This is a genomic window from Pelomonas sp. Root405, assembly GCF_001425165.1.
Classification (GTDB): Bacteria; Pseudomonadota; Gammaproteobacteria; order Burkholderiales; family Burkholderiaceae_C; genus Pelomonas.
In genome coordinates, this window is the sequence record NZ_LMDU01000001.1 from 617,570 (window position 1) to 642,851 (window position 25,282).

At 68.4% G+C, this 25,282-nt stretch carries 21 protein-coding genes; 16 read left to right on the forward strand and 5 right to left on the reverse strand.

Features of this window, described 5'->3' with window-relative positions:
• Positions 1-59 precede the first annotated feature (59 nt).
• On the forward strand, positions 60-956 hold the full coding sequence (locus ASC81_RS02725) for a carbonic anhydrase (RefSeq protein WP_082536206.1): 897 nt from the start codon (positions 60-62) through the stop codon (positions 954-956).
• Here ASC81_RS02725 and ASC81_RS02730 read toward each other — a convergent pair.
• The 3 genes from ASC81_RS02730 to ASC81_RS02740 all read right to left on the reverse strand — a co-directional run bounded on the left by ASC81_RS02730 (position 953) and on the right by ASC81_RS02740 (position 5,549).
• A complete protein-coding gene (locus tag ASC81_RS02730; RefSeq protein WP_156391680.1) occupies positions 953-3,271 on the reverse strand; it encodes an ATP-binding protein in 2,319 nt (772 codons plus the stop codon). The genes ASC81_RS02725 and ASC81_RS02730 overlap by 4 nt on opposite strands.
• A 93-nt stretch (positions 3,272-3,364) precedes the next feature.
• A complete protein-coding gene (locus tag ASC81_RS02735; protein WP_082536208.1) occupies positions 3,365-3,952 on the reverse strand; it encodes a chalcone isomerase family protein in 588 nt (195 codons plus the stop codon).
• A gap of 40 nt (positions 3,953-3,992) precedes the next feature.
• The gene (locus ASC81_RS02740; protein ID WP_056262390.1) at positions 3,993-5,549 is read right to left on the reverse strand and encodes a methyl-accepting chemotaxis protein; all 1,557 of its coding nucleotides are present in this window, start codon (positions 5,547-5,549) and stop codon (positions 3,993-3,995) included.
• Between the two features lie 424 nt (positions 5,550-5,973).
• On the opposite strand from ASC81_RS02740, the gene mraZ reads away from it, so the two are divergent.
• The 15 genes from mraZ to ftsZ all read left to right on the forward strand — a co-directional run bounded on the left by mraZ (position 5,974) and on the right by ftsZ (position 23,225).
• The gene (mraZ, locus tag ASC81_RS02745) at positions 5,974-6,405 is read left to right on the forward strand and encodes a division/cell wall cluster transcriptional repressor MraZ (RefSeq protein ID WP_056264202.1); all 432 of its coding nucleotides are present in this window, start codon (positions 5,974-5,976) and stop codon (positions 6,403-6,405) included.
• Entirely contained in the window at positions 6,405-7,373 is a 969-nt protein-coding gene (gene rsmH, locus ASC81_RS02750; protein ID WP_056262393.1) for a 16S rRNA (cytosine(1402)-N(4))-methyltransferase RsmH, read from the forward strand. Before mraZ ends, rsmH begins: the two co-directional genes overlap by 1 nt.
• Position 7,374: 1 nt before the next feature.
• Positions 7,375-7,638 carry a cell division protein FtsL gene (ftsL, locus tag ASC81_RS02755; RefSeq protein WP_056262396.1) on the forward strand — a complete coding sequence of 88 codons (264 nt, stop codon included), beginning with the start codon at positions 7,375-7,377 and terminating at the stop codon, positions 7,636-7,638.
• A complete protein-coding gene (locus ASC81_RS02760) occupies positions 7,635-9,419 on the forward strand; it encodes a penicillin-binding protein 2 (RefSeq protein WP_056262398.1) in 1,785 nt (594 codons plus the stop codon). The genes ftsL and ASC81_RS02760 overlap by 4 nt, the downstream gene beginning before the upstream one ends.
• Positions 9,419-10,897, forward strand: coding sequence for a UDP-N-acetylmuramoyl-L-alanyl-D-glutamate--2,6-diaminopimelate ligase (locus ASC81_RS02765; protein WP_056262399.1), 1,479 nt, complete (start codon positions 9,419-9,421; stop codon positions 10,895-10,897). The genes ASC81_RS02760 and ASC81_RS02765 overlap by 1 nt, the downstream gene beginning before the upstream one ends.
• Positions 10,894-12,285, forward strand: coding sequence for a UDP-N-acetylmuramoyl-tripeptide--D-alanyl-D-alanine ligase (gene murF, locus ASC81_RS02770; protein WP_056262403.1), 1,392 nt, complete (start codon positions 10,894-10,896; stop codon positions 12,283-12,285). Before ASC81_RS02765 ends, murF begins: the two co-directional genes overlap by 4 nt.
• Positions 12,275-13,453, forward strand: a complete 1,179-nt coding sequence (gene mraY / locus ASC81_RS02775) for a phospho-N-acetylmuramoyl-pentapeptide-transferase (RefSeq protein WP_056262405.1) — start codon at positions 12,275-12,277, stop codon at positions 13,451-13,453. Before murF ends, mraY begins: the two co-directional genes overlap by 11 nt.
• Before the next feature lie 4 nt (positions 13,454-13,457).
• The gene (murD, locus tag ASC81_RS02780; protein WP_056262408.1) at positions 13,458-15,149 is read left to right on the forward strand and encodes a UDP-N-acetylmuramoyl-L-alanine--D-glutamate ligase; all 1,692 of its coding nucleotides are present in this window, start codon (positions 13,458-13,460) and stop codon (positions 15,147-15,149) included.
• A complete protein-coding gene (gene ftsW / locus ASC81_RS02785; protein ID WP_369820840.1) occupies positions 15,149-16,396 on the forward strand; it encodes a putative lipid II flippase FtsW in 1,248 nt (415 codons plus the stop codon). The genes murD and ftsW overlap by 1 nt, the downstream gene beginning before the upstream one ends.
• Positions 16,393-17,469, forward strand: a complete 1,077-nt coding sequence (murG, locus tag ASC81_RS02790) for an undecaprenyldiphospho-muramoylpentapeptide beta-N-acetylglucosaminyltransferase (protein WP_082536210.1) — start codon at positions 16,393-16,395, stop codon at positions 17,467-17,469. Before ftsW ends, murG begins: the two co-directional genes overlap by 4 nt.
• Positions 17,466-18,857: a UDP-N-acetylmuramate--L-alanine ligase gene (gene murC, locus ASC81_RS02795; protein WP_056262413.1), complete on the forward strand. Its 1,392-nt coding sequence runs from the start codon at positions 17,466-17,468 to the stop codon at positions 18,855-18,857. Before murG ends, murC begins: the two co-directional genes overlap by 4 nt.
• Positions 18,854-19,825, forward strand: a complete 972-nt coding sequence (locus ASC81_RS02800) for a D-alanine--D-alanine ligase (protein WP_156391682.1) — start codon at positions 18,854-18,856, stop codon at positions 19,823-19,825. The genes murC and ASC81_RS02800 overlap by 4 nt, the downstream gene beginning before the upstream one ends.
• Positions 19,826-19,833: 8 nt before the next feature.
• A complete protein-coding gene (locus tag ASC81_RS02805) occupies positions 19,834-20,658 on the forward strand; it encodes a cell division protein FtsQ/DivIB (RefSeq protein WP_056264215.1) in 825 nt (274 codons plus the stop codon).
• A 7-nt stretch (positions 20,659-20,665) separates the two neighbouring features.
• The gene (gene ftsA / locus ASC81_RS02810; RefSeq protein WP_056262417.1) at positions 20,666-21,895 is read left to right on the forward strand and encodes a cell division protein FtsA; all 1,230 of its coding nucleotides are present in this window, start codon (positions 20,666-20,668) and stop codon (positions 21,893-21,895) included.
• Between the two features lie 94 nt (positions 21,896-21,989).
• Positions 21,990-23,225: a cell division protein FtsZ gene (ftsZ, locus tag ASC81_RS02815; protein ID WP_056262419.1), complete on the forward strand. Its 1,236-nt coding sequence runs from the start codon at positions 21,990-21,992 to the stop codon at positions 23,223-23,225.
• A 52-nt stretch (positions 23,226-23,277) separates the two neighbouring features.
• Here ftsZ and ASC81_RS02820 read toward each other — a convergent pair whose 3' ends face one another.
• Complete coding sequence (locus tag ASC81_RS02820) at positions 23,278-24,459, reverse strand: Bcr/CflA family efflux MFS transporter (protein WP_056262422.1); 1,182 nt, start codon at positions 24,457-24,459, stop codon at positions 23,278-23,280.
• Positions 24,456-25,277: an alpha/beta fold hydrolase gene (locus tag ASC81_RS02825; RefSeq protein ID WP_082536211.1), complete on the reverse strand. Its 822-nt coding sequence runs from the start codon at positions 25,275-25,277 to the stop codon at positions 24,456-24,458. The genes ASC81_RS02820 and ASC81_RS02825 overlap by 4 nt, the downstream gene beginning before the upstream one ends.
• Positions 25,278-25,282 lie beyond the last annotated feature (5 nt).

Consider the following 25,282-nt stretch of genomic DNA (forward strand, 5'->3'; position numbering starts at 1 on the left):
GGAGGAGTCCCGCACATGCACCCTCAAGCCGGCGCGGCTTGTGCCGAAAACCTGGGGACATGAAAACGCGCGTCGCCATTGCCGCCTGCCTGCTCGCGCTTGGCGCCCAGGCGCAGGAGCCCAAGGAGCCCAAGGAACCGGTTGAGGTGCTGCGCCAGCGGCTGGCCGAGCGCCTGTCGACCCAGGCCGAGGGCGCTGCCAGCGCCAAGACCGCGCCCAGGGCGCTGAAACCGGCCAAGCCCGCCAAGACGGCTGGCAAGCCGCCCGCCCACTGGGGTTATGCCGGCGACATCGGCCCGGAGCGCTGGGCCGAGCTGGCCCCCGAGAACAAGCTGTGCGCCGTCGGCACGCGGCAAAGCCCCATCGACATCCGCGAGGGCTTGGCCGTCGATCTGGAGACGATCGCCTTTGACTACCGGTCCAGCAGCTTCTCGGTGCTGGACAACGGTCACACCGTCCAGATCAACGTCGCGCCAGGCAACGGCCTCACGGTGATGGGCCGGCGCTACGAGCTGCAGCAGTTCCACTTCCATCGCCCCAGCGAGGAACGCATCAACGGCAAGCAGTTCGACATGGCCGCCCACCTCGTGCACAAGGATGCGCAGGGGCGGCTGGCGATCGTCGCCGTGCTGCTGGAGCGCGGCAAAGACGACAAGCCCCAGCCGCTGGTGCAGACCGTCTGGGCCAATCTGCCGCTGGAGAAGGGCGAGGCCTTGCCCGCGCAGGTGCAGATCGACCTGAACCAGTTGCTGCCGGCCGAGCGCGGCTACTACACCTTCATGGGGTCGATGACGACGCCGCCCTGCAGTGAAGGCGTGCTGTGGATGGTGATGCGGCAGCCTGTGGCCATGACGGCCCAGCAGCTTGGCATCTTCGCCAGGCTCTACCCGATGAATGCGAGGCCGCTGCAGGCCGGTTCGGGGCGACTCATCAAGGAGTCGCTGGGCACGCCCTAGCCTCTACCGGTCGTGCGCGTTCCCGACAGCCAGTCGTGCAAGGTCGTGAACAGCTGTTCGGCCACGACAGGCTTGGCGACGTGGTCGTCCATGCCGGCATCCAGGCAGCGCTGGCGTTCCTCGTCGAAGGCATTGGCCGTCATGGCCAGGATGGGCAGCTTGCTGCCGCTGGGCAGGCGGCGGATCGCGCGTGTCGCGTCCAGCCCGTCCATGACGGGCATCTGCACATCCATCAACACCAGGGCGTAGTCGCCGGCCTGCACCATGTCGACGGCCTGCTGACCGTCGGCGGCCACGTCAACGCCCAGGCCGGCGCTGCCAATGAGGGCGACGGCAACCTCCTGGTTGACCGGGTTGTCCTCGGCCAGGAGGATGCGGCGCGGCTCGCTCTTGGCCAGCTCGGCCAGGCGTTCGCGCGCGGAATGATGCCGCGGCGGCGCAACGGCCACGGCCGGTGCATGCGCGGCGGCCTGCACATCCAGCGTGAACCAGAAGGTGCTGCCCTGGCCGAGCACGCTTTCAACGCCAACCCGGCCGCCCATCAGCTCGGCCAGCCGCCGGCAGATGGCCAGGCCCAGGCCGGTACCGCCATAGCGCCGCGTCGTCGAGCTGTCGGCCTGTTCAAAGTCGCGGAACAACCGCGCCTGCGCCTCGGAAGCGATGCCGATGCCGCTGTCCTGCACCTCGAAGCGCAGCGCCAGGCCGGCCTGCGGCTGACGCTCGTCCTGGCGCACGGCCAGCCGCACGAAGCCGTGCTCGGTGAACTTGACCGCATTGCCGGCAAAGTTCAACAACACCTCGGAGATGCGCTGCGGATCGCCGATGAAGGTGCGGCCGCGCAAGTCCGGTGCGATGTCGGTCTCAACCCGCAGGCGCTTGGCCGCAGCGGCCTGGGTCGTCATGTTGGCGATGTTGTCCAGCACCTGGTCGACCGTGAAGTCGCGTTGTTCCAATCCCACCTTGCCTGCCTCGATCTTGGAGAAGTCCAGCACGTTGTTGATGACGCTGAGCAGGTGTTCGGCGGCGTTGGCCACCTTCTGCAGGCGCTGCTGCTGCTCGGGCTCGATGGTGTCGCTCTGGGCCAGGTAGGTCAGGCCGATGATGGCATTCATCGGCGTGCGGATCTCGTGGCTCATGTTGGCCAGGAAAGCGCTCTTGGCGAGGCTGGCGGCCTGCGCCGCCTCGGTGGCATCCGCCAGCTCGGCCGTGCGCGCCTCGACGAGTTCTTCCAGGTGGTGGCGATAACGCTCCAGCTCCAGGGCGTCGCGACGCTGGCGCGAGATGTCGGTCAGGAAGCCGTGCCACAGCACGCTGCCGTCGGCCTCTCGCTGGGCGATGGCGTTGCCATACAACCAGCGCTCGCTGCCGTCGGCCTGGGGCGTACGGAACTCCTGCTGCCAGGGGCTCAAGGACCGCGCGGAAGCCAGCAGGCTGTCGCGCACGGCGGCGCGGTCCTCGGGGTGGATGCGCTCGAACCAGGGCGTGGCGCTGCGGCTGAGCTCGGCGCTGCCGAGCAGGAAGTACTCGCGCACCGCCTCGCTGACATAGGCAAACGAGAACTCGCCATTGACTGCCAGTCGCAACTGGTAGACAACGCCGGGCACCGTCTCGGCCATGCCGCGCAGCCGCTCGATCAGGCTGCGCTGGGCGTCGAACTGCTGCTGCAGTGCGTCTCGCATGTGCTCGAGGTGACCGCCGAGCAGGCCGATCTCGTCCTGACGCTTGTGGTCGAGCTTGGCGCTGAAGCGGCCCTCGGCCAGGTCGTTGGCAAAGCCGCCCAGCTCACGCAGCGGGCGGAACAGGCGCGAGTTCAGCAGCCACAGCACCAGCGCCAGCGAGGCCAGCAGCTGCCCGCCGACGGTGGCGCCGTAGAGCCAGCGCTGGCGCAGCACGGCCGTCTTGCTGAGGTGGTCGTCGATCTCGATCTGGATGTGGCCGATGCGTGTGGCGCCGCGCAGGATGTCGCGTTCACCGGTCAGCGTGTCGCCCCGGCGCCGCTCGGGCAGATGGCTCTCGATGAAGGGCAGGCCCTGCGACGCATCGCTGACGCTGACGCGCACGACCTCCGGCGACTTGACGATGGCCGACACGACCTCGCGCGCGGCGACGGCGTCGAGGTTCCACAGCAGCTCGGGCAGGCTGCTGGCCAGCACGTCGAGCTTGGCGTCGAGGTCGCGCTGCAAGGACTGCTCGGCCACCTTGGATTCGCGCAGCCCGATGAAGAGCCCGCCAACGATGAGCGCCGGCAGCAGCAAGCCGATGCTGGCGCCGAGGGCCAGTGCGGCAAAGAGCGATGACGAGGGCTTGCGGCTCAAGATGCGGTCATGCTGCCACAACAACGTGCTGCGCAAAGCAAACCGCGCCACGGCGCACAGGCGGCGTGACGCGGCTGATGGAACATGGCCGTATCAGCCCTTGCCCAGCAGTTGGGGCTTGAGTGAGGAATCGACCGGCTTGTCGCCCAGCCAGATCTTCAGGATGGCGTTGTAGAAATTGACATCCTTCATCGGTTCGCCCAGCGGCTTGCCGTTGTAGGTCATGACGGTGCCGGTATCGGGAACCCAGTCCACGGTGATGACATCGCCCTTCTTGCCCTGGGGGATGCTGACGAAGGCGTCGCCGAACTGGGCAAGCTGGTTCACGTATTTGGAGCGCTCGGCCTTGTCGGTGTTGGCCGTGATGCCGGCCATGAAGGCCTGCCCCAGGTCATCACCGGTCACCTCGCGCAGCAGGCCGAGGCTGAAGCGGCGCGGGCCCTGGGTCTCCAGCACGCCGGCTGCGGTGTCCTTCTTCTCGGGCAGGTACAGAACGAGCGAATAGACCTTGACGACGATGCGCGTGCGCACGCCGGCGCCGTTGACCTTGAGCTCCTTGCCGGCGACCCTGACCGTGTCATCAAACTTCAGGCCGCCGACTTCGATGGCCTGTGCTGCGCCGCCCAGCCCCAAGGCGAGGCCCAGGCCGGCAATCCATCGGATGGCGTTGTGCGTCTTCATGCAGTCTCCTGATCTTTTGGGGGGGTGGGGTGTCCGCGCTTCAGCGCGAGGCCTCAAGCTTGAAGAGGCTGACGACCTCTTCGAGGCCATGGGCCTGAGCGCGCAGCGAGTCAGCTGCGGCGGCGGCTTCTTCCACCAGCGCGGCGTTCTGCTGCGTGCTCTTGTCCATGTCGTGGATGGTATGCGTGACGCGCTCGATGCCGGTGCTCTGTTCAGCGCTGGCGTGAGTGATCTCGCCCATGATGTCGGTCATCCGTTGCACGCTCGCCACCACGCCCTGCATGGTGCTGCCGGCCTTGGCCACCAACTCGCTCCCCTGGGCCACCTTCTCGACCGAGTCGCCGATCAGGCGCTTGATCTCCTTGGCGGCATCGGCGCTGCGGCCGGCCAGCGAGCGCACCTCACCCGCGACGACCGCGAAGCCGCGGCCCTGTTCGCCGGCGCGGGCTGCTTCGACGGCGGCATTCAGCGCCAGGATGTTGGTCTGGAAGGCGATGCCGTCGATGACGCTGATGATGTCGACGATCTTCTTGGACGACGCATCGATGCTGCCCATGGTCGTCACGACCTTGGCCACCACCGCGCCGCCTTCACCGGCCACCTGGGAGGCGGCCTTGGCGAGTTGATTGGCCTGCTGGGCGTTTTGCGCGTTCTGCTGCACCGCGTCCGTCAGCGTCTTCATGGCCGACAGGGTTTGCTCCAGTGACGCCGCCTGCGCCTCGGTGCGCACCGACAGGTCCATGTTGCCGCTCGCAATTTCGCTGGAGGCCGCGGCGATGGACTCGGTGCCCTCGCGCACGCGGCCGACGATGCCCTTGAGGCTTTCGTTCATGTCGTGCAGGGCCTGCATCAATTCGCCGGTCTCGTCGCGGCTGCGCACCTCGATCTCGCTGGTCAGGTTGCCGGAGGCCACCTTGCGCGCCACGCTCACCGCGCCGCGCAGCGGCACGACGATGCCGCGCGTGACCAGCACGCCGGTCAGCACGCTGGCGATGATGGCCGCCACGGCCAGGCCGGCCAGCAGCAATTCGGTCTTGCGGGCCACGCCATTGGATTTCAGGCCGGCGGCATCCATCGCCGCATTGCGGGTCTCCACCAGCTTGTCCAGTGCGGCCAGGTACCGGATCTGGGCCGCGCGTACCGAGAACTGGAACTTCAGCGGCGCGCCCTCGGTATCGCCCGAGGCCACCGTCTTCACGAAAGAAGCCTGCGCCGGCACGAACTTGGCACGGGCCTCCTTGACGACCTTGAGTTGCTCCAGGCTGGCCTCGTCGCGCAGCAGCGGCTCCAGTTCGGCCATGGTCTTCTCGTGAGCGGCCATCAGGGCGGCAACCGTATCCAGTTCCTTCTTGATCTGCTCCTCGCCCGTCATGATCAGCGTCGTCATCATGCTGCGCGAGGCGTCGCCCAACTCCGCCTTGGCCTTGTTGGCCAGCGCCACCGCCTTGTAGTCACTGCTGATCAGCTGGCTGACCTCGCGATTGAGCGTCTGGATGCCGTAGTAGCCCAGCCCGGCCATGGCCATCAGGCAGGCGATCACCACCGTGAAACCGGCGGCGAGGCGCGCGCCGATGCGCATACGGGACAGGAAGTTCATGGGCGCCTTCGTTGGATGTGAGAACGCCGCTGTTGCTGGAAGCGCAGACGCGGCTGTAACAGCCCGAAATTTCAGCAGAAATCGCCGCGCCCCATTCGTTATGAGCGCGCTGTCAAAAAGGCTTGCCGTGATATGTGCGGCAAAACCCTGCCGCGCGTCCCAGCTGTGGCGGCGTCTCCCTCTGGCGCCGGCCGCCAAGTCATGCGCGCAGACCGCTGCCCTCTGGGCGCGTCACTTCAACTGAAACTTTTCAATGCGCCAGCAAGTCCTTATTTTTCAACGTTATTTTTTCTTCGGCTGTATATATAAACAGTTGTCGCTAAGTGATTGATTTCATTGAAAAAACTTGTGCGCAACCTTGACCCGGTGGGGTGCGGCACTTAAAGTGGGAGGAAGTGTCGTACGGTGGTGAAAAGTGTCGGAAATAGTCTTTCAGGGGGCCTCCAACTTGGCGTTAGACGCCAAGGGTCGTCTGAGTGTGCCCAGCCGACACCGCGAGGTACTGCAGCTGATCTGCCAGGGCCGGCTGACCGTCACCAAGCATCCCGACGGCTGCCTCATGCTGTTCCCGCGCCCGACCTGGGAGGCCTTCCGCGACAAGGTGGCCGCGCTGCCGATGTCCGCCGCCGGCTGGAAGCGTGTTTTTCTCGGTAACGCGATGGACGTCGACATCGACTCGGCGTCGCGCGTGCTGATCTCGCCCGAACTGCGCAAGAGCGCCGGTCTGACGAGCGATGTGATGTTGCTCGGCATGGGCAGCCACTTCGAGCTGTGGGACGCGCAGGCCCACGCCGCCCACGAGGCCGAGGTGATGGCCGGGCCGCTGCCCGAAGCGCTCAAGGACTTCAGCTTCTGATGGGCGCCGACGTGAACCCGAGCGCCGAGTTCCGCCACACCACCGTGCTGCTGAACGAGGCGGTCGACGGTGTGCTTGCGCGCCCGGACGGCGTCTACGTGGATGGCACCTTCGGTCGCGGCGGGCACTCGCGCGCGTTGCTGGCCAAGCTGGCGCCGCAAGGGCGGCTGATCGGCATCGACCGCGACCCCGAGGCGGTCGCTGCGGCGGCCGCCATCCAGGACCCGCGCTTTTCCATCTGCCACAGCGCGTTCGCCGACATGGCCGATCAACTCGCGGGCATGGGGGTTCATCAGGTGGATGGTGTGCTGCTGGACCTGGGTGTGTCCAGCCCACAGATCGACAACCCCGAGCGCGGCTTCAGCTTTCGCTTCAGCGGCCCGCTGGACATGCGCATGGACACGACCCGTGGCATCAGCGCGGCCGACTTCCTGGCGCGCGCCGACGAGCGCGAGATTGCACGGGTGATCAAGGACTATGGCGAAGAACGGTTTGCTTCACAGATTGCAAAGGCGGTTGTTGCTCGCCGGGAAGCCGGCACGCCGCTCACGCGCACCGACGAACTGCGCGAACTCGTGGCTCGCACGGTCAAGACCCGCGAGCCCGGCCAAGACCCGGCCACGCGTACCTTTCAAGCCCTTCGGATTCATGTCAATGGCGAGCTTGAAGAACTTGAGCAAGGGCTGAGCGCGGCGCTGCGCCTGCTGGCTCCCGGCGGGCGGCTGTCCATCATCAGCTTCCACTCGCTGGAAGACCGCCGCGTCAAGCAATTCATCGCCGAGCACAGCAAGGCCGTGTTCGACCGCCGTGCGCCTTTCGCGCCAGCCGCGCCGCTGATCCTGAATGCGCTGGACCGCATCAAGCCCAGCGACGCCGAGGTGGCCGCCAATCCGCGTGCGCGCTCCGCCGTGCTGCGCATCGCCGAGCGCACCGACGCGCCCCTTCCGCCGGTCACGTCGCGGCGCTGACATGGCAAAGCTCAACCTCATCCTCATCCTGGCCGTGCTGGCCACCGGCCTCGTGCTGGTGCACAACGCCTACGAGGCGCGCCGCCTGTTCGCCGAACGCGAGCGCACCAAGGCCGAGGGTCAGCGGCTGGCCGCCGACGCCGAGCGCCTGAAGGCCGAGCGCCATGCCCAGGCCACCAACCTGCGCGTCGAGCAGGTCGCGCGCGAGCGCCTGGGCATGCGGTTGATCTCGCCGGCCGTGGTTGCCTCAGGGGTGCCCCAGTGATCAAGGCGCCCAAGTCCGGCGCACGCTCCCTGGGTTCGGGCCGCGGCGTCACCTACTCCACCAGCCCGCTGCTGGCGTCCAAGACGCCGCCGTGGCGCTCGCGCTTTCTGGTCGCCCTCGTCGGCTTGGCTTTTGCCGGCCTGCTGGGCCGCGCGGTCTATGTGCAAATCCTGCACACTGAGTTCTTCCAGAAGCAGGGTGAGGCCCGCTACGCCCACACGCTGGAGCTGCCGGCCAGCCGGGGCCGCATCAACGACCGCAGCGGCCAGGTGCTGGCTGCGAGCGTGGCGGTGCCATCGATCTGGGCCATTCCCAAGGAAGTCGACGCCGACCCCGAGAAGCGCCAGGCTCTGGCCAAGGTGCTGGGCATCAAGCGCAGCGAGCTCGAAGCCAAGCTCAACCCCGAGACGCGCTTCGTCTGGCTCAAGCGCCTGGCCGATGACGAGACCGCCGCCAAGGTGAAGGCCCTCGGCCTCAAGGGCATCTTCCAGGACCGCGAGTACCGCCGGAAGTATCCCGAGGGCGAGGCGGCGGCCCATGTCGTCGGCTTCACCAATGTCGAGGACCGCGGCCAGGAGGGCATCGAGCTGGCCTTCCAGAAGGAGTTGCAGGGCCGCGACGGTTCGCGCTCCGTCGTGCGCGACCGCCTGGGCCGCGTCGTCGAGGATTTCGGCGACATCGTGCCCGCCGCCAATGGCAGCGACATCGATTTGTCGGTCGACTCCAAGGTGCAGTTCTTCGCCTACCAGCGCATCCGCGACGCGGTGGCGGCCAACAAGGCCAAGGCCGGCTCGGTCGTGGTGCTGGACGTGCAAAGCGGCGAGGTGCTGGCGCTGGCCAACTTCCCAAGCTATGACCCGGGCAACCGCAAGAACCTGTCCGGCGAGCAGTTGCGCAACCGCGCGCTGACGGATGTCTTCGAGCCGGGCTCGACGATGAAGCCCTTCATCGCCGGCCTGGCGCTGGAGACGGGCCGCGTCAAGCCGCAGACCCTCGTCGACACCGGCAATGGCCGCTATCCCTTCCAGGGCGCGGTCATCAGCGACACCAAGCCGCACGGCATGATCACGGTGCACGAGGTCATCCAGATGTCCAGCAACATCGGCACGACCAAGCTGGCCATGCAGATGCCGCCGCGCGAGATGCACGAGATGTTCACGGCCATCGGCCTGGGCCAGCGTCCGCAGATCAGCTTCCCCGGTGCGGTCTCCGGCAAGCTGCGGCCCTACAAGACCTGGCGGCCCATCGAGCAGGCCACGATGAGCTATGGCTACGGCCTGTCGGCGTCACTGTTCCAGCTGGCGCGTGCCTACACGGTGTTTGCGCGCGACGGTGAGATCATCCCGGTCAGCATGCTGCGCCAGCCGCATGACCACCCGGTGCCGGGTATCCGCGTTTTCAGCCCCGAGGTCGCGCGCGACGTGCGCAGCATGCTGCAGGACGCTGCCGGCCCCGCCGGCACCGCGCGGCTGGCCCAGGTGCCCGGCTACAGCGTGGGCGGCAAGAGCGGCACGGCGCACAAGCAGGAAGGCCGCGGCTACACCAACAAGTACCGCTCCTGGTTTGTCGGCGTCGCGCCCATCAACAAGCCGCGCATCGTCGTCGCCGTCATGGTCGACGAGCCCACCGCCGGCGTCTATTACGGCGGCGCCGTCGCCGGCCCGGTGTTCAGCCAGGTCACCGCGCAGACCTTGCGCTTGCTGAACGTCGCGCCCGACCTGGACGTGAAAAGCCAGATCGTCGCCAACCAGAAGGCCGTGCCGGTCGAGGAAAGTTTCTGATGCTGACTCGACTCAAGTCCCCCGAAGCCGCCGCCCGCTGGCTTGCCGAATGGTGCACCGGCACGTTGCGCACCGACAGCCGCCAGGTCCAGCCCGGTGATGCCTTCATCGCCTGGCCCGGCTATGCGCGCGATGGCCGCGAGTTCGTCGCCGCCGCGCTCGCCGCCGGCGCGGCCACCTGCCTGGTGGAGGATGCCGATGTCGAGCGCTTCGGCTTCGTCGATGCCCGCGTCGCGTCGCTGCCCGGCCTGAAGGCCCGTACCGGCGAGATCGCCGCGGCCTTCTTCGGCAAGCCCACCGACACGCTGGACGTCATCGCCGTCACCGGCACCAACGGCAAGACCTCGTCGGCCTGGTGGATCGCGCAGGCGATGGCGCAGCTGGGCAAGCGCTGCGGCGTGGTCGGCACGCTGGGCATCGGCGAGCCGCCCAAGCTCGACTACAACGGCCTGACAACCCCTGACCCCGTGCTGCTGCAGGCGGCGTTTGCGCGCATGCGCGACGACGCCTTCGCGGCCTGCGCCATCGAGGCGTCCAGCATCGGCATCGTCGAGGGCCGCCTGGCCGGCAGCGCCGTGCGCGTGGCCGTGTTCACCAACTTCACCCAGGACCATCTCGACTACCACCGCACGATGGACGCCTACTGGGCGGCCAAGCGGGCGCTGTTCAGCTTCCCCGGCCTGCGCGCGGCGGTCGTCAACCTCGACGATCCCAAGGGCGCCAGCCTCGCCGCCGAGCTGGCCTCGCTGGATGTCTGGACCACAGGCGTCGACCGCACTGATATGCCGATGAAGGCACGCCTGTCGGCCCGCGACCTGCACTACACCGGCGATGGCCTGGCCTTTGCCCTGCAAGAGGGCGCCGAGTCCCTGCCCGTGCAGACCAGCCTGATCGGCGACTACAACGCGGCCAACCTGCTCGGCGTGGCCGGTGCGCTGCGCGCGCAAGGCGTCGCGCTGGCCGATGTGGCCCGCGTGCTGGGCCGTGTGACGCCGGTGCCGGGCCGCATGCAGCGCGTCGGCAATGGCCGCGAACTGCCCCAGGTCGTGGTCGACTACGCCCACACGCCGGACGCACTCGACAAGGCCTTGTCCGCCCTGCAAGGCCTGGCCCGCGCACGTGGCGGCGAGCTGGTCTGCGTGTTCGGCTGCGGCGGCGACCGTGACCGCGGCAAGCGGCCGCAGATGGGCGCCATCGCCGCGCGCCTGGCCGCACGCATCGTGCTGGCCAGCGACAACCCGCGCACCGAGCCGCCCGCCCAGATCCTGGCCGACATTGCCGTGGCCGCCCCCGATGCCGTCGTGCTCGAAGCGCGCGAAGAGGCCATCCGCTTCTCGATCACGCAAGCCGGCTCGCGCGACATCGTGCTGATCGCCGGCAAGGGCCACGAGGACTACCAGGAAGTGAATGGCGTGCGACGGCCCTTCTCCGATGTGGCCGAGGCGCGCGCGGCGCTGCTGGAAAGGGCGGGGCTGTGAGTCATTTCCTCACGCTGGCCGAGGCGCAGGCGCTGCTGCCGGGATCGATCCTGGTCGGCGACGGCGCGACCGCTTTTGCCCGCGTGCACAGCGACACCCGCACGCTGCGCGCGGGTGACCTCTTCGTCGCGCTGCGTGGCGAGCGCTTCGACGCCAACGACTTCCTCAGCGAAGCCCAGGCCGCGGGCGCCGTGGCGGCTTTGGCCGAGCGCAACCTGGGCGCGCTGCCGGGCCTGTTGGTGCCCGACGCCAAAGCCGCCCTCGGCCAGCTCGCCGCCGCCTGGCGCCGCCAGCAGCAGCTGCCCGTCATCGCCGTCACCGGCAGCAATGGCAAGACGACGACGACGCAGATGATCGCCAGCATCCTGCGCGCCTGGGTCGGTGATGCCGCATTGGCGACGGAAGGCAACTACAACAACGACATCGGCGTGCCGCTGACGCTGCTGCGCCTGCGCCATGACGATGAGTTGAGCCACCGCGCCGCCGTCGTCGAGCTGGGCATGAACCACCCCGGCGAGATTGCGCCGCTGGCGGCGATGACGCAGCCGACCGTGGCGCTGGTCAACAACGCCCAGCGCGAGCATCAGGAATTCATGGCCACGGTCGAGGCCGTCGCCCGCGAGAACGGTGCCGTCATCGAGGCGCTGGGCCTGACCGGCTGCGCCGTCTTCCCGGCCGAGGACGCCTGCGCGCCGATCTGGCTGGAGCTGGCGGGCTCGCGCCCGCACCTGAGCTTTGCCTTGCGCGGCGAGGCGGACGTCACCGGCGAGGCCGCCTGGATGGGCACGCACTGGGCGGTCGAGATCCACACGCCGGCGGGCAGCGTACCGGTCGCCCTGCAGATGGCCGGCGAGCACAACGTGCGCAACGCGCTGGGCGCTGCTGCCTGTGCGCTCGCGGCCGGGGCCCCGCTGACAGCCATTGGCCAGGGGCTGGAGTCCTTCCGCGCCGTCAAGGGTCGCTCCGAGCTGAAGCGCGATGCGCGCGGTCGCACGTTGATCGACGACAGCTACAACGCCAACCCCGACAGCGTGCGCGCCGCCATCGACGTGCTGGCCGGCATGCCTGGCGACGGCTGGCTGGTGCTGGGCGACATGGGCGAGGTCGGCAACGACGGCCCGGCCTTCCATCGCGAGGTCGGCGCCTATGCGGCCGAGCGCGGCATCGCCCACTTCTGGACCGCCGGTGCCGCGGCTCGCGATGCCGCTGCGGCTTATGGCTCGAACGCCCGCGCCTTCGACGACACGGGCGCGCTGATCGCCGCGCTCGCCGAGCAACCCGACGCGGCCCAGACCCTGGTCAAGGGCTCGCGCTTCATGAAGATGGAACAAGTGGTCGCCGCACTGCAGAAGAACAACACCGCCAACGGAGGCGCGCATGCTGCTTAGCCTGGCCCAGTGGCTGCAGGGGCTCTACCCCGACCTCGGCTTTCTGCGCGTCTTCCAGTACATCACCTTCCGTGCGGTGATGGCGGCGATGACCGCGCTGCTGATCGGCCTGGCCTTCGGGCCCTGGGTCATCCGCAGCCTGACCGCCATGAAGATCGGCCAGCCCGTGCGCAGCTACGGCGTGCAGGCGCATCTGGCCAAGGCCGGCACGCCGACGATGGGCGGCGTGCTCATCCTCATCGGCATCGGCGTCTCGACGCTGCTGTGGTTCGACTGGAGCAACCGCTTCGTCTGGGTTGTCATGCTCGTCACGATGGGCTTCGGCGCCGTCGGCTGGGTGGACGACTGGCGCAAGGTCGTCGACAAGAACCCCGAGGGCATGCGCAGCCGCGAGAAGTTCTTCTGGCAATCGCTGATCGGCCTGGTCGCCGCGCTCTACCTCGCGTTCAGCGTGTCGGAGACGAGCTTCCTCGGCGTCGTGCAGCTGTTCTTCCGCTGGGTCTCCAGCGGCTTCTCGACCGAGCTGCCGCCCAAGGCCGACCTGCTGATCCCCTTCTTCAAGACCATCAGCATGCCGCTGGGCGTGTGGGGCTTCGTGGCGCTGGCCTACTTCGTCATCGTCGGCACCAGCAATGCGGTGAACTTCACCGACGGGCTGGACGGCCTGGCCATCATGCCGGTCGTGCTGGTGGGCTCGGCCCTGGGTCTGTTCGCCTACCTGACCGGCTCGTCGGTGTTCTCCAAATACCTGCTGCTGCCCTACATCCCGGGCGCCGGCGAGCTGCTGATCTTCTGCGCCGCGATGGCCGGCGCGGGCCTGGCCTTCCTGTGGTTCAACGCCCACCCGGCGCAGGTGTTCATGGGCGACGTCGGCGCGCTCGCTTTGGGCGGCGGCCTGGGCACACTGGCCGTCATCACGCGCCAGGAAATCGTGCTCGGCATCATGGGCGGCATCTTCGTGGCCGAAGTGTTGAGCGTGATGCTGCAGGTCAGCTGGTTCAAGTTCACGAAGAAGAAGTTCGGCGAGGGCCGGCGCATCTTCAAGATGGCTCCGCTGCACCACCACTTCGAGAAGAGCGGCTGGAACGAGACCCAGGTCGTCATCCGCTTCTGGATCATCACGATGCTGCTGTGCCTCGTCGGCCTGGCGAGCTTGAAGCTGCGGTAGCCGCATGAAGCTGGACCTGCCGCAATTCGCCCAACAGCGCGTGCTCGTGCTGGGCCTCGGGGACTCCGGTCTCGCGATGGCCCGCTGGTGTGCGCGCTTCGGCGCGCAGGTCACCGTGTGGGACTCGCGCGAGCAGCCGCCGCAGTTGGCCGCGCTGGGCGCACTCGGTGATGCGGCGGCCTCCATCACCGGCGAGCTGACGGCAGAGATCGCGGCGGGCTTCAACGCGGTGCTGAAGAGCCCCGGCCTGTCGCCGCTGGACGCGCGATTGGCAGCGGTCTATGCGCACGGCCCCGCGGTGCGCGGTGAACTGGATCTGTTCGCCGACGCGTTGGCGGCGGCCAAGGCGCAGCACGGCTATTCGCCTGCCGTGCTTGCCATCTCGGGCACCAACGGCAAGACGACGACGACCTGCATGACCGGCCTGCTGGTCGAATGCGCGGGCAAGCGCGTGGCCATCGCCGGCAACATCGGCCCGACACTGCTGGACACGCTGACCGAAGCGCTGGACAAGGAGCCAGATCCGGCGCCGGTCGCGACGCCGGTGGAAGTCACCGCAGCCGAGGTCGACGACGCGCCTGTCGAGGAAGAAGGGGCGGATGAAGCTGCCGTGCTGCCCGATGAGGATGCGCCGCTGCCCATCGATCCGCCGCCGCCACGCGGCCCGGTGTTCGAGACGCTGCCCGAGGTCTGGGTGCTGGAGCTGTCCAGCTTCCAGCTCGATGGCGTCGTCAGCTTCGAGCCGACCGCCGGCGCCGTGCTGAACCTGACCCAGGACCATCTCGATTGGCATGGGGACATGGCCGGCTACGGCCGGGCCAAGGCGCGCGTCTTCGGCCGCGAGTCGGTGCTGGTGGTCAACCGCGATGACGCCGAGGTCGAAGCGCTGGTCCCCGCGCCCGTCTTGGTCAAGGGCAGCCGCGGCAAGCCCGGCCGCACCGTGTCACGCCGGGTCGTGCGCTTCGGCCTGAACCCGCCGCGCTCGGCCGGCGACTTCGGCCTGGTCGACGAGGGCGGCCTGACGTGGCTGGTGCGCGCGCTTGAGCTGGACCCGACGATCAAGCGCAAGAAGGGTGAGGAAGCCGAGCCCCTCATCATCCAGCGACTGATGCCGGCCGACGCGCTGCGAGTGCGCGGCCGGCATAACGCCGCGAATGCACTGGCTGCGCTGGCGCTGGCGACGACCGCCGGCTGCGAGCTGGCACCGATGCTGCACGGCCTGCGCGAGTACCGCGGCGAGCCGCATCGCGTCGAGCCGGTCGGCAGCATCGACGGCGTGGAGTTCTTCGACGATTCCAAGGGCACCAATGTCGGCGCCACCGTCGCTGCGATTTCGGGTCTGGGCGCCGACCGCACACCGGCCAAGCTGGTGCTCATCCTTGGCGGCGACGGCAAGGGCCAGGACTTCGCACCGCTGGCGGCGGGCGTCGAGCGTCATGTGCGCGCCGTTGCGTTGATCGGCCGTGACGCCGCGCAGATCGAAGCGGCGCTGGCCAACACCGGCGTTCCGATGCAGCACCACGCCACGCTCGAAGCGGCAACCGCCTGGTGCCTGCAGCAGGCGCAGCCAGGCGACAGCGTGCTGCTGTCGCCGGCCTGCGCCAGCCTGGACATGTTCCGCAACTACGCCCACCGCGCCGAGGTCTTTGTCGCGACGGTGCAGCAGCTGGCCGACGAGCGCGGGGTGGCCCTGTGATCGCCGTCTTTACCGAGCGTCTGCAAGGCCTGTTCAAGCGCGGCGGCGACGACGCCGGCGCCGCCGTGCCGGTGCGCGACTGGGTTTCCACCTCCGCCGGGCGCCCCACGCAGCTGCAGGGTTTCGACATCACGATGGTCTGGGTCGTGCTCACACTGATGGCCGTGGGCCTGCTGATGGTCTATTCAGCCTCCATCGCGCTGCCCGACAACCCGCGCTTCGCGAAATACCTGCCCACGCATTTCCTGACGCGCCACATGGTGGCCATCGGCTTCGCGCTGACCGCCGGCCTCATCACGGTGCAGATCCCCGTTGCACTGTGGGAGCGTTATGCGCCCTGGCTCTTCGTCATCTCGCTGGTGCTGCTGGTGATCGTGTTGATCCCGGGCGTCGGCAAGGTGGTCTATGGCGCCCGGCGCTGGATTCCGCTGGGCGTCATGAACTTCCAGCCGTCTGAGCTGGCCAAGTTCGGCATGGCGCTGTACGCGGCGAACTACATGATGCGCAAGATGGATGCGCGGGAGAACTTCTTCCGCGCCGTCACGCCGATGGCGATCTCGCTGGCCTTCGTCGGCCTGCTGCTGCTGGCCGAGCCCGACATGGGCGCCTTCATGGTGATCGCGACGATTGCGATGGGCATCCTCTTCCTGGGGGGCGTCAATGGCCGCATGTTCCTGCTGATCACGCTGGTACTGGTGGGGGCCTTCGTACTGATGATCAGCTTCAGCGAGTTCCGCCGCGAGCGCATCTTTGCCTACCTCAACCCCTGGGATGAGAAGTATGCGCAGGGCAAGGCCTACCAGCTGACCCACAGCCTGATCGCCTTCGGCCGCGGCGAGTGGTTCGGCCAGGGCCTGGGCGGCAGCGTCGAGAAGCTGCACTACCTGCCCGAAGCCCACACCGACTTCCTGCTCGCCGTCATCGGCGAGGAACTGGGCTTTGCGGGAGTGGCCGTGGTGATCCTTGCGTTCTTCTGGTTGACCCGCCGCTGCTTCCTGATCGGCCGCCAGGCCATCGCGCTGGACCGCGTGTTCGCGGGCCTGTACGCGCAAGGCATCGGCATCTGGATGGGCGGCCAGGCCTTCATCAACATGGGCGTCAACCTGGGCGCGCTGCCGACCAAGGGGCTGACGCTGCCGCTGATGAGCTTTGGTGGCTCGGCGATCTTGATGAACTGCGTGGCGTTGGCGGTGGTTCTCCGCATCGACCTGGAGAACAGGCAGCTGATGAGAGGAGGGCGTTCGTGAGCGGTCGCCACCTCGTCGTCATGGCCGCCGGCACGGGCGGCCACGTCATTCCCGGTCTTGCGGTGGCCGAGGAAATGCAGCGCCGCGGCTGGACCGTGTCGTGGATCGGCACGCCGCACGGCATGGAGAACCGCCTGGTGCCAGCGCGCGGCATCGAGCTGGACGCGCTGCCCTTCGCGGGCCTGCGTGGCAAGGGGCTCAAACACACGCTGCGCGGCATCGTCGGATTCTTCAAGTCGCTGGGCCAGGCGCGGCGCGTCTATGAGCAGCGCCATGCGACGGCCGTGCTCGGCATGGGGGGCTATGTCTGCGTGCCCGCCGGCCTGACAGCCGCGCTGACCGGCCGGCCGCTGATGTTGGTCAATGCCGACGCGGCGATGCTGAAGAGCAATGCCGCGCTCAAGCCGTTTGCGCGCCGCATCGCCTTCGGCTTCGACGGTGCGGCCGCGGCGTCGACGCGCGGTGCCATCGTCAGCGGCAACCCGGTGCGCGCCGAGATCGAGGCATTGCCGCTGCCGGCCGAGCGCTTCGCCGACCGCATTGGGCCGCTGCGCCTGCTGGTGCTGGGCGGCTCGCTCGGCGCGCGCGCGATCAACCAAGCGCTGCCCGAGGCGCTGGCGCTGTGGCCGGAGGAGCAGCGCCCGCAGGTGCTGCACCAGTCGGGGCAGGACCACCTGGGCGCCGTCTGGCAGGCCTACTCCGACGCCGGCCTGTCGGCCGAAGTGCGGCCCTTCATCGACGACATGGCGGCGGCACTCGCCTGGGCCGACGTCGTCGTCTGCCGCGCGGGCGCCATCACCGTCAGCGAGCTCTGCGCAGCCGGCTGTGCCGCGGTGCTGGTGCCGCTGGTCGTCAGCACCACGTCGCACCAGCGTGACAACGCCGTCTTCATGGCCCAGCACGGCGCCGCCATCCACCTGCCGCAGACCGAGCTGACGCCGGCCAGTCTGCACGAGCTGCTGAGCGCCCTGGACCGGAGCGCGCTGCTGGCGATGGGCGAGAAGGCTCGCGCGCTGGCCAGGCCCCGCGCGGCCGCTCGGGTGGCCGACGAAATCGAAGGAATGTTGAAGTGAAGCACGCGGTTCAACGGCTGCATTTCGTGGGCATCGGCGGCGCCGGCATGAGCGGCATCGCGGAAATCCTGCACAACCTTGGCTTCACGGTCAGCGGCTCGGACGCCGTCGAGAGCGCGACGACCGAGCGGCTGCGGGCCCTGGGCCTGCGCGTCGAGATCGGCCATGCGGCGCCCAACATCGGCGAGGCGCAGGCCCTGGTGACGAGCACCGCGGTTGCGGCTGACAACCCCGAGGTGCAGGCCGCACGCGTGCGCCAGCTCCCCGTCGTGCCACGCGCCATCATGCTGGCCGAGCTGATGCGGCTGCGCCGCGGCATAGCCATCGCCGGCACGCACGGCAAGACGACGACGACGTCTCTCGTCACCGCCATCCTCGTCGAGGCGGGCCTGGACCCGACCTTCGTCATCGGCGGCAAGTTGAACGCCGCCGGCGCCAACTCGCGCCTGGGGCAGGGCGAGTTCATCGTCGTCGAGGCCGACGAAAGCGATGCGTCCTTCCTGAAGCTCAGCCCCGTGCTGGCCGTCGTCACCAACATCGACGAGGACCACATGGACACCTACGGCCATTCGGTCGAGCGCCTGCACGAGGCCTTCGTCGAGTTTCTGCATCGCATGCCTTTCTACGGCGCGGCGGTGGTCTGCGCGGACGACCCCGGCGTGCAGGCTGTGCTCGGCCGCATCGAGCGCCCGGTCGTCAGCTACGGCCTGTCGGCCGGCGTCAGCGTTCGCGCGGTCGACGTGCAGGCGTTGGCCGATGCGCAGATGCGCTTCACCTGTCAGCGCGAAGCATGCGAAGACATCGAGGTGCTGTTGAACCTGGCTGGCGAGCACAACGTGCGCAACGCGCTTGCGGCCATCGCCATCGCGACCGAGCTGGACTGCGCGGACGCCGACATCCTGAAGGCGCTGGCCAACTTCTCCGGCGTGGGTCGCCGCTTCGAGAAGCACGGTGAATGGCCGGCGGCGGATGGCGGGCGCTTCGCATTGATCGACGACTACGGCCACCACCCGGTGGAGATGGCCGCCGTGCTCGCCGCCGCCCGCGGCGCCTACCCGGGCCGCCGCCTCGTGCTGGCCTTTCAGCCACACCGCTACACGCGCACGCGGGACTGCTTTGCCGACTTCGTGCGCGTGATGCGCGGCGCCGATGTCGTGCTGCTGACCGAGGTGTATTCGGCGGGCGAGGCGCCCGTCGAAGGCGCCACTGGCGCGGCGCTCGCCGAGGCCGTCGGCACGCCGCATTTCGTCCCCGGTGTGGCCGACATGCCGGCCGCGCTGGCGGCGCTGACGCGCGACGGCGATGTCGTCATCGGCATGGGCGCGGGCTCGATGAGCTCGCTGCCGGGGCGGGTTGCCGCGCATTTCCCTGAAGGAGCTTCGGCATGAACCCGCCGATCGACCTGAACATCGATGCCAAGAGCCTCGGCCGCGTCGCCGTGCTGCTGGGCGGCCACAGCGCCGAGCGGCCGGTGTCGCTGATGAGTGGCGGCGGCGTGCTGGCCGCGCTGCAGGCTGTCGGCGTCGATGCCCACGCCTTCGATCCCGCCGAGCGACCGTTGCAGGCGCTGAAGGACGAGGGATTCGCGCGTGCCTTCATCGCACTGCACGGCCGCGGCGGCGAGGACGGCACGATCCAGGGCGCGCTTGAATGGTTGGGCATCCCCTACACCGGCTCCGGCGTGACGGCTTCCGGCGTCGCGATGGACAAGACCATGACCAAGCGGCTGTGGGCCGTTGAGGCCCTGCCGACGCCGCAATATCTGGCGCTGTCGCGCGCCGAGCTGACGCGCGAACGCATCCGAACGATTCCCGACGAGCTTGGCCTGCCCGTCGTCGTGAAGCCGCCGCATGAGGGCAGCAGCATCGGCATCACCAAGGCGGCCGGCTACTCGGACATGCAAGGCGCCGTCGAGCTGGCGCTCGGCTTTGACGACGAGTTGCTGTTCGAGCAGTGCATCGAAGGCCCCGAGGTCACCTGTGCCGTGCTGGGCCAGGGCACCGATGCGGTCGCGCTGCCAGTCGTCGAGATCCGCGCGGAGGGCGGCGACTACAGCTACGAGAACAAGTACGTCTCCAACGACACGAAGTACCTGTTCGGTACGTTGCCCGCTGCGCTGGAAACCGAAATCCGGCAACTGGTGCTGCACGCCTACCGCCTGCTCGGCTGCCGCGGCTGGGGCCGCGCCGATCTGATGCTGCGCAAAGCCGACATGAAGCCCTTCCTGCTGGAGATGAACACCAGCCCGGGCATGACCTCGCACTCCCTCGTCCCCAAGGCCGCGCAGGCCGTGGGCATCGACTACCCGCACCTGTGCCTGTGGCTGCTCGCCCAGGCGCGGCTCGACCGCGCGTGATCGACTGGATGAACTCCGCCGCCGCCACCGCGCTGCCGTCCGACGTCCGCTTGATGAATGCGGTGTCGGCGCTGCTCGTGTCGGCCCTGTTGGCGACGGCGGCCTGGGCCGCCATCCGCTGGGTGGTTGGCCTGCCGGTGTTCAACTTTCGTGCTGTCCAGGTGGAAGGCGACGTCAGCCGCAACAGCGTCGCGTCACTGCGCGCCAATGCCCTCTCGCGTCTGCAAGGCTCCTTTCTCAGCATGAACTTGGCAGAAGGTCGCGCTGCCTTCGAGGCCGTGCCCTGGGTAAGGCATGCGCAACTCACGCGCGTCTGGCCGATGCGGCTCAAGGTCACGCTGGAAGAACACCGCGCCGCCGCTTACTGGGAGGCGCGTGCCGATGGCGCTGACTCGGCGACGGAGTCGGCGGCCGAGCGCGCGCTGGTCAACAGCTTCGGCGAGGTCTTCCACGCCAACCTCGGCGATGTCGAGGACGAGGCCTTGCCGGTACTGGCCGGCCCGGCCCATGCGGCCGACAGCATGCTGAGGATGTGGCGCGCGCTCTCGCCCGCCGCGCAGACGCTTGGCGAAAGCATCGAGCGCCTGGACCTGTCGGGGCGCGGTTCCTGGCGCGCGAGCTTCGGCAACGGCGCCGTCGTCGAACTCGGCCGCGGCAGCGAGCCCGAAGTCGTCGATCGGTTCGGCCGCTTCGCCCGCTCCATCCCGCAGGTCAGCACGAACTACGGCAGCCCGCTGCTGTCGGCCGACCTGCGCCATCCCGACGGGTATGCGGTCAGGCTGCGCGGCGTGACGACCCAAACACCGGGTAAACCCGTAAATAAGAAACGCTGAGGACGATATGGCCAAGGAATACAAGGATTTGGTCGTCGGGCTGGATATTGGGACTGCCAAGATCATGGCGGTCGTCGCCGAGGTTTTGCCGGGCGGGGATTTGCGCATCGCCGGGCTCGGTGTTGCGCCGTCCAACGGCCTCAAGCGTGGGGTTGTCGTCAATATAGATGCGACCGTGCAGTCCATCCAGCAGGCCCTGAAAGAGGCCGAAATGATGGCCGACTGCAAAATATCCCGGGTTTACACGGGGATCACGGGCAGCCATATCCGCGGCCAGAACTCCACCGGCATGGTCATCGTGCGCGACAAGGAGGTCACGCCGGTCGACGTGACCCGGGTTGTCGAAACCGCAAAGGCCATCAATATCCCCAACGATCAGCGCCTGTTGCTGGTCGAGCCGCAGGAATTCGTCATCGACGGCCACGAGGTGAAAGAGCCCATCGGCATGAGCGGCGGGCGGCTAGAGGTCAAGGTCCATATCGTGACCGGCGCCCAAAGTGCGGCGGAAAACATCGTCAAATGTGTACGCCGTTGCGGTTTGGAGGTCGACCAGCTGGTTTTGAACCCGAGCGCTTCCAGCCATGCGGCGCTGACGGCAGACGAGCGCGACCTGGGGGTGGCGCTGGTGGATATCGGCGCCGGCACGACCGATGTTGCGATATTCACCGGCGGCTCCATCCGGCATACCGCCGTCATCCCCATCGCCGGCGACCTGATCACCAGCGATATTGCGATGGCGCTGCGCACGCCGACCAAGGACGCCGAGGAAATCAAGGTCGAATATGGCGTGGCCAAGCAACTGCTGGCCGACCCGTCGGACCAGGTGGAAGTGCCCGGCTTGGGCGACCGCAGCCCCAGGATGCTGTCCAAGCAGGCGCTGGCCGGCGTCATCGAACCCCGCGTCGAGGAAATCTTTTCCTTGGTTCACCAGGTCATTCGCGAGAGCGGGTATGAGGAATTGCTGTCCAGCGGCATCGTCCTGACCGGCGGTTCGGCCGTCATGCCGGGCATGGTGGAACTGGCCGAGGACATTTTCCTCAAACCTGTCCGGCGCGGTCTGCCGACCTATTCCGGCGCGCTTTACGACATGGTCGCCAACCCGCGTTCGGCCACCGTCATGGGATTGTTGGAGGAGGCTCGGCTGTCGCGCAGCCGGGGTTTCAAGGCCGCGCAGCAGGCCGGCTCGGTGCAAACCCTGCTCGGTCGCATCAAGGATTGGTTCATGGGGAATTTTTGACCCCCCAAAACCATGACTTGCCATGAAAAATTTGTTTCAGCAACTGGTTATTTTTTTTGTGCCACGGCACAATTGCCGCAGTTAGGAGATTGATATGCCCATCGAGATGATCGAAGAGTTTGACCAAGGCACCCAAATCAAGGTGATCGGGGTCGGTGGCGGCGGCGGCAATGCCGTCGACCACATGATCGCCCAGGGTGTTCAAGGTGTTGAATTCATCTGTGCCAATACCGACGCGCAGGCGCTGAACCGCTCCAAGGCGGACCAGTTGCTGCAACTCGGCACCTCGGGTCTTGGCGCTGGCGCCAAACCCGAAATGGGCCGCTCGGCCGCCGAAGAGGCCGAAAATCGCATTCGCGAATCCATCGCTGGCGCCAATATGCTGTTCATCACCGCCGGCATGGGCGGCGGTACCGGCACGGGCGCTGCCCCGGTGATTGCGCGCGTCGCCAAGGAAATGGGCATCCTGACCGTCGGCGTCGTCACCAAACCCTTTGAATTCGAAGGCGGCCGGCGTGCCAAGGCGGCTGACGCCGGCCTGGCGGAACTCGAAGCCAATGTCGACTCGCTGATCGTCGTGTTGAACGACAAGCTGCTTGATGTGCTGGGCGACGACGTCACGCAGGACCAGGCCTTCGCGCACGCCAATGACGTGCTGAAGAACGCCGTTGGCGGCATTTCCGACATCATTCACATTCCCGGCCTGGTCAACGTCGACTTCGAAGACGTCAAGACGGTGATGAGTGAACCGGGCAAGGCCATGATGGGCACCGCCCAGGCTGGCGGCCCGGACCGCGCGACCAAGGCTGCCGAGGCGGCCGTGGCCTGTCCGCTGCTGGAAGGCATCGACCTGTCCGGTGCGCGCGGCGTGCTGGTGCTGATTGCCGCGAGCCGTGCCAACTTCAAGCTGAGCGAGTCGCGCAACGCGATGAACGCGATCAAGCGCTACGCCTCGGATGAAGCCCACATCATCTACGGCACGGCCTACGACGAAAGCCTGGGCGACCAGCTGCGCGTCACCGTCATCGCGACGGGCCTGACGGCCGGCCGCGCCCGCCAGCAGGCGCCGCTGCAGGTCATCCAGACCCAGCCGGTCGTGCGCAATGGCACCGATGGCATGCCCGTGCTGACGCAGGCCGTTTCCATGGCGACACCCAATGCGCAGCAGGCCAATGTCGGCCTGGGCCTGGGCGATTTCGCCAATGCCAACGTGCCGAGCGTCTGGCGCCATGGCCGCTCGGGCAGCGCGGCCGCCAAGGTCGAGGCACTGTCGTCCAACGGCATGGACGAGATCGAGATCCCGGCCTTCCTGCGCAAGCAGGCCGACTGAGCGAACCTGCTCAACAAACGGGGCGAGCCGCAAGGCTTGCCCTTTTGCTTTGTCAGGACGCGCTGGCGACGCTGGCCGGCCGAGCCGCCGCCGAGATCAAGGCCAGCACGCCGCCGCCCGCCAGCACCAGCGCTAACGCGTCCATGCGCGCACCGGGCAGCGTCGCCGCAGCCGTCGTCAGCAGCGCAGCCGCTGCCATCTGCAAGAAGCCCAGCAGCGCCGATGCCTGGCCGGCCTGGCTCGCGAAGGGCGTCAACGCCAGCGCCGTGCCGGTGGGTGACACCAGCCCCATGCCGAACAGGAAGATGCCGACGGCTATGGCAAAGCCGACCAGGCCGGCGGCACCGCCCACCAGCATCGCCAGGCCGCCCAGCGTTGCCAGCGCGGCACCGATGCGCAGCACCACGGGAGCGCCCCAGCGGGCGGACCAGCGCGGTGCCGTCTGGCCGGCCGCGAAGACGACGAATACCGAGCTCGCGAAGAACAGGCCGACCTGCAGCGCCGAGAACCCGAAGTCGCCCGCCAGCACCAGCGGGGCCGTGCCGAAGAAGGCGAACAGCGCGCCGAGGATGGCGGCCGTCGCCAGCGCCGGGCGCATGTAGCGCGCATCGCCGAGCAGCGCGACATAGCCACGCACCAGCGCGCCCACCGGCTGGTGCCGGCGCCGCTCGGCGGGCAGGGTCTCGCCGACGATGCGCGCATAGGCCAGCGCCAGGGCCAGCCCCGCCATCACCAGCACGACGAACAACGCGCGCCACCCCCAGGCTTGCTGCACCAGGCCACCCAGCAGCGGCGAGAAGCCCGGCGCCGCGGCCATGACCACCATGATGCGGCCGAGCAGTGCGGCCAGTTGCGGCCCTTCAAAGCGATCCCGCGCGGCGGCGCGCGCCAGCACCGAGGCGGCAGCTGCGCCAACCGCCTGCAGCGCGCGGCCCGCCAGCAGCAGCGGCAGTTCGCCTGCCAACGCGCAGACCAGGCTGCCGGCGATGAACACGGCCAGCCCACCCAGCACGACAGGCCGGCGGCCGATGCGGTCGGACAGCGGCCCGACGATCAACTGCGCCAGCGCGAACACCGCCAGGAAGAGGCTGAGCACGGCCGTCATCGCCGCTTCGCTCGACCCCAGCGCCTTGGCCATCACCGGCAGGGACGGCAGCAGGATGTTGGTAGACAAGGTGGCCAGCGCGGCCAGTGCGGCAAGCGTCAGCAGCCAGGGGCGCGGGACTGCGCTCATTGCGACCGCCCGGCGGCGACGAAGTCGACGCTGCGGGCAATGACGTCGGCGTCGGCGAGCAGGCGCCGGTGTCCCATGCCCGTGACCGTATCCAGCTGCGAACCTTGCCAAGCGGCATGCAAGGCCTGCGACGCCGCGAATGGCACGGTGCGGTCCTCGGGGTCGTGCACGATGAGGCCGGGGTGGCGCAGGCCGTGCTGCAACCGCTCCAGATCGACATAGGTCAGGCGCGTGCCGATGAAGCCCTCGACCCAGCCGGCGAACGCCGCGGCGTCCTCCGGCCGCAGGCCCTGCGCTTTGGCGATGCCCTTGACCATCGGCGTCAGCGACGACGGCCCGGCCAGGTGCACGCTGCGCCTGACCTGCTGGCCGTGGGCGAAGGCCAGCAGCGCGGCGGCCGAGCCCATGGAATGGCCGATGACGGCATGGACCTTGCCGATGGCCGTCATCACTGCCCGCAGCGCACGGCCGGCGTGGACGACGCTGGACGCATGCCCGCCGGAATCCCCGTGGGCCGGCAGGTCGAACAGGGTGACCGAGAAACCGGCCTCGACCAGGGGCTGGGCAAAGCCCAGCAGGTGGGCACCACGGCTGTTCCAGCCATGTACGAGCACGACGCGCGGCCCCGCGCCCAAGGTCCAGCGCGCCAGCTTGATGCCTTCATGGCGCAAGGGCGGCTCGGCTGCGCCGGCCAGCAGGGCGCGCTCACTGGCGCTCAGCGCGATGCGCTCCGGCGTTGAGAAGGCGTGGCGCGCGGCTGCCAGGCGGCCGTCGAGAGGCGCCGTCATCGGAGCGGCAAGGGCAGGGGACTCGACCATGGCGT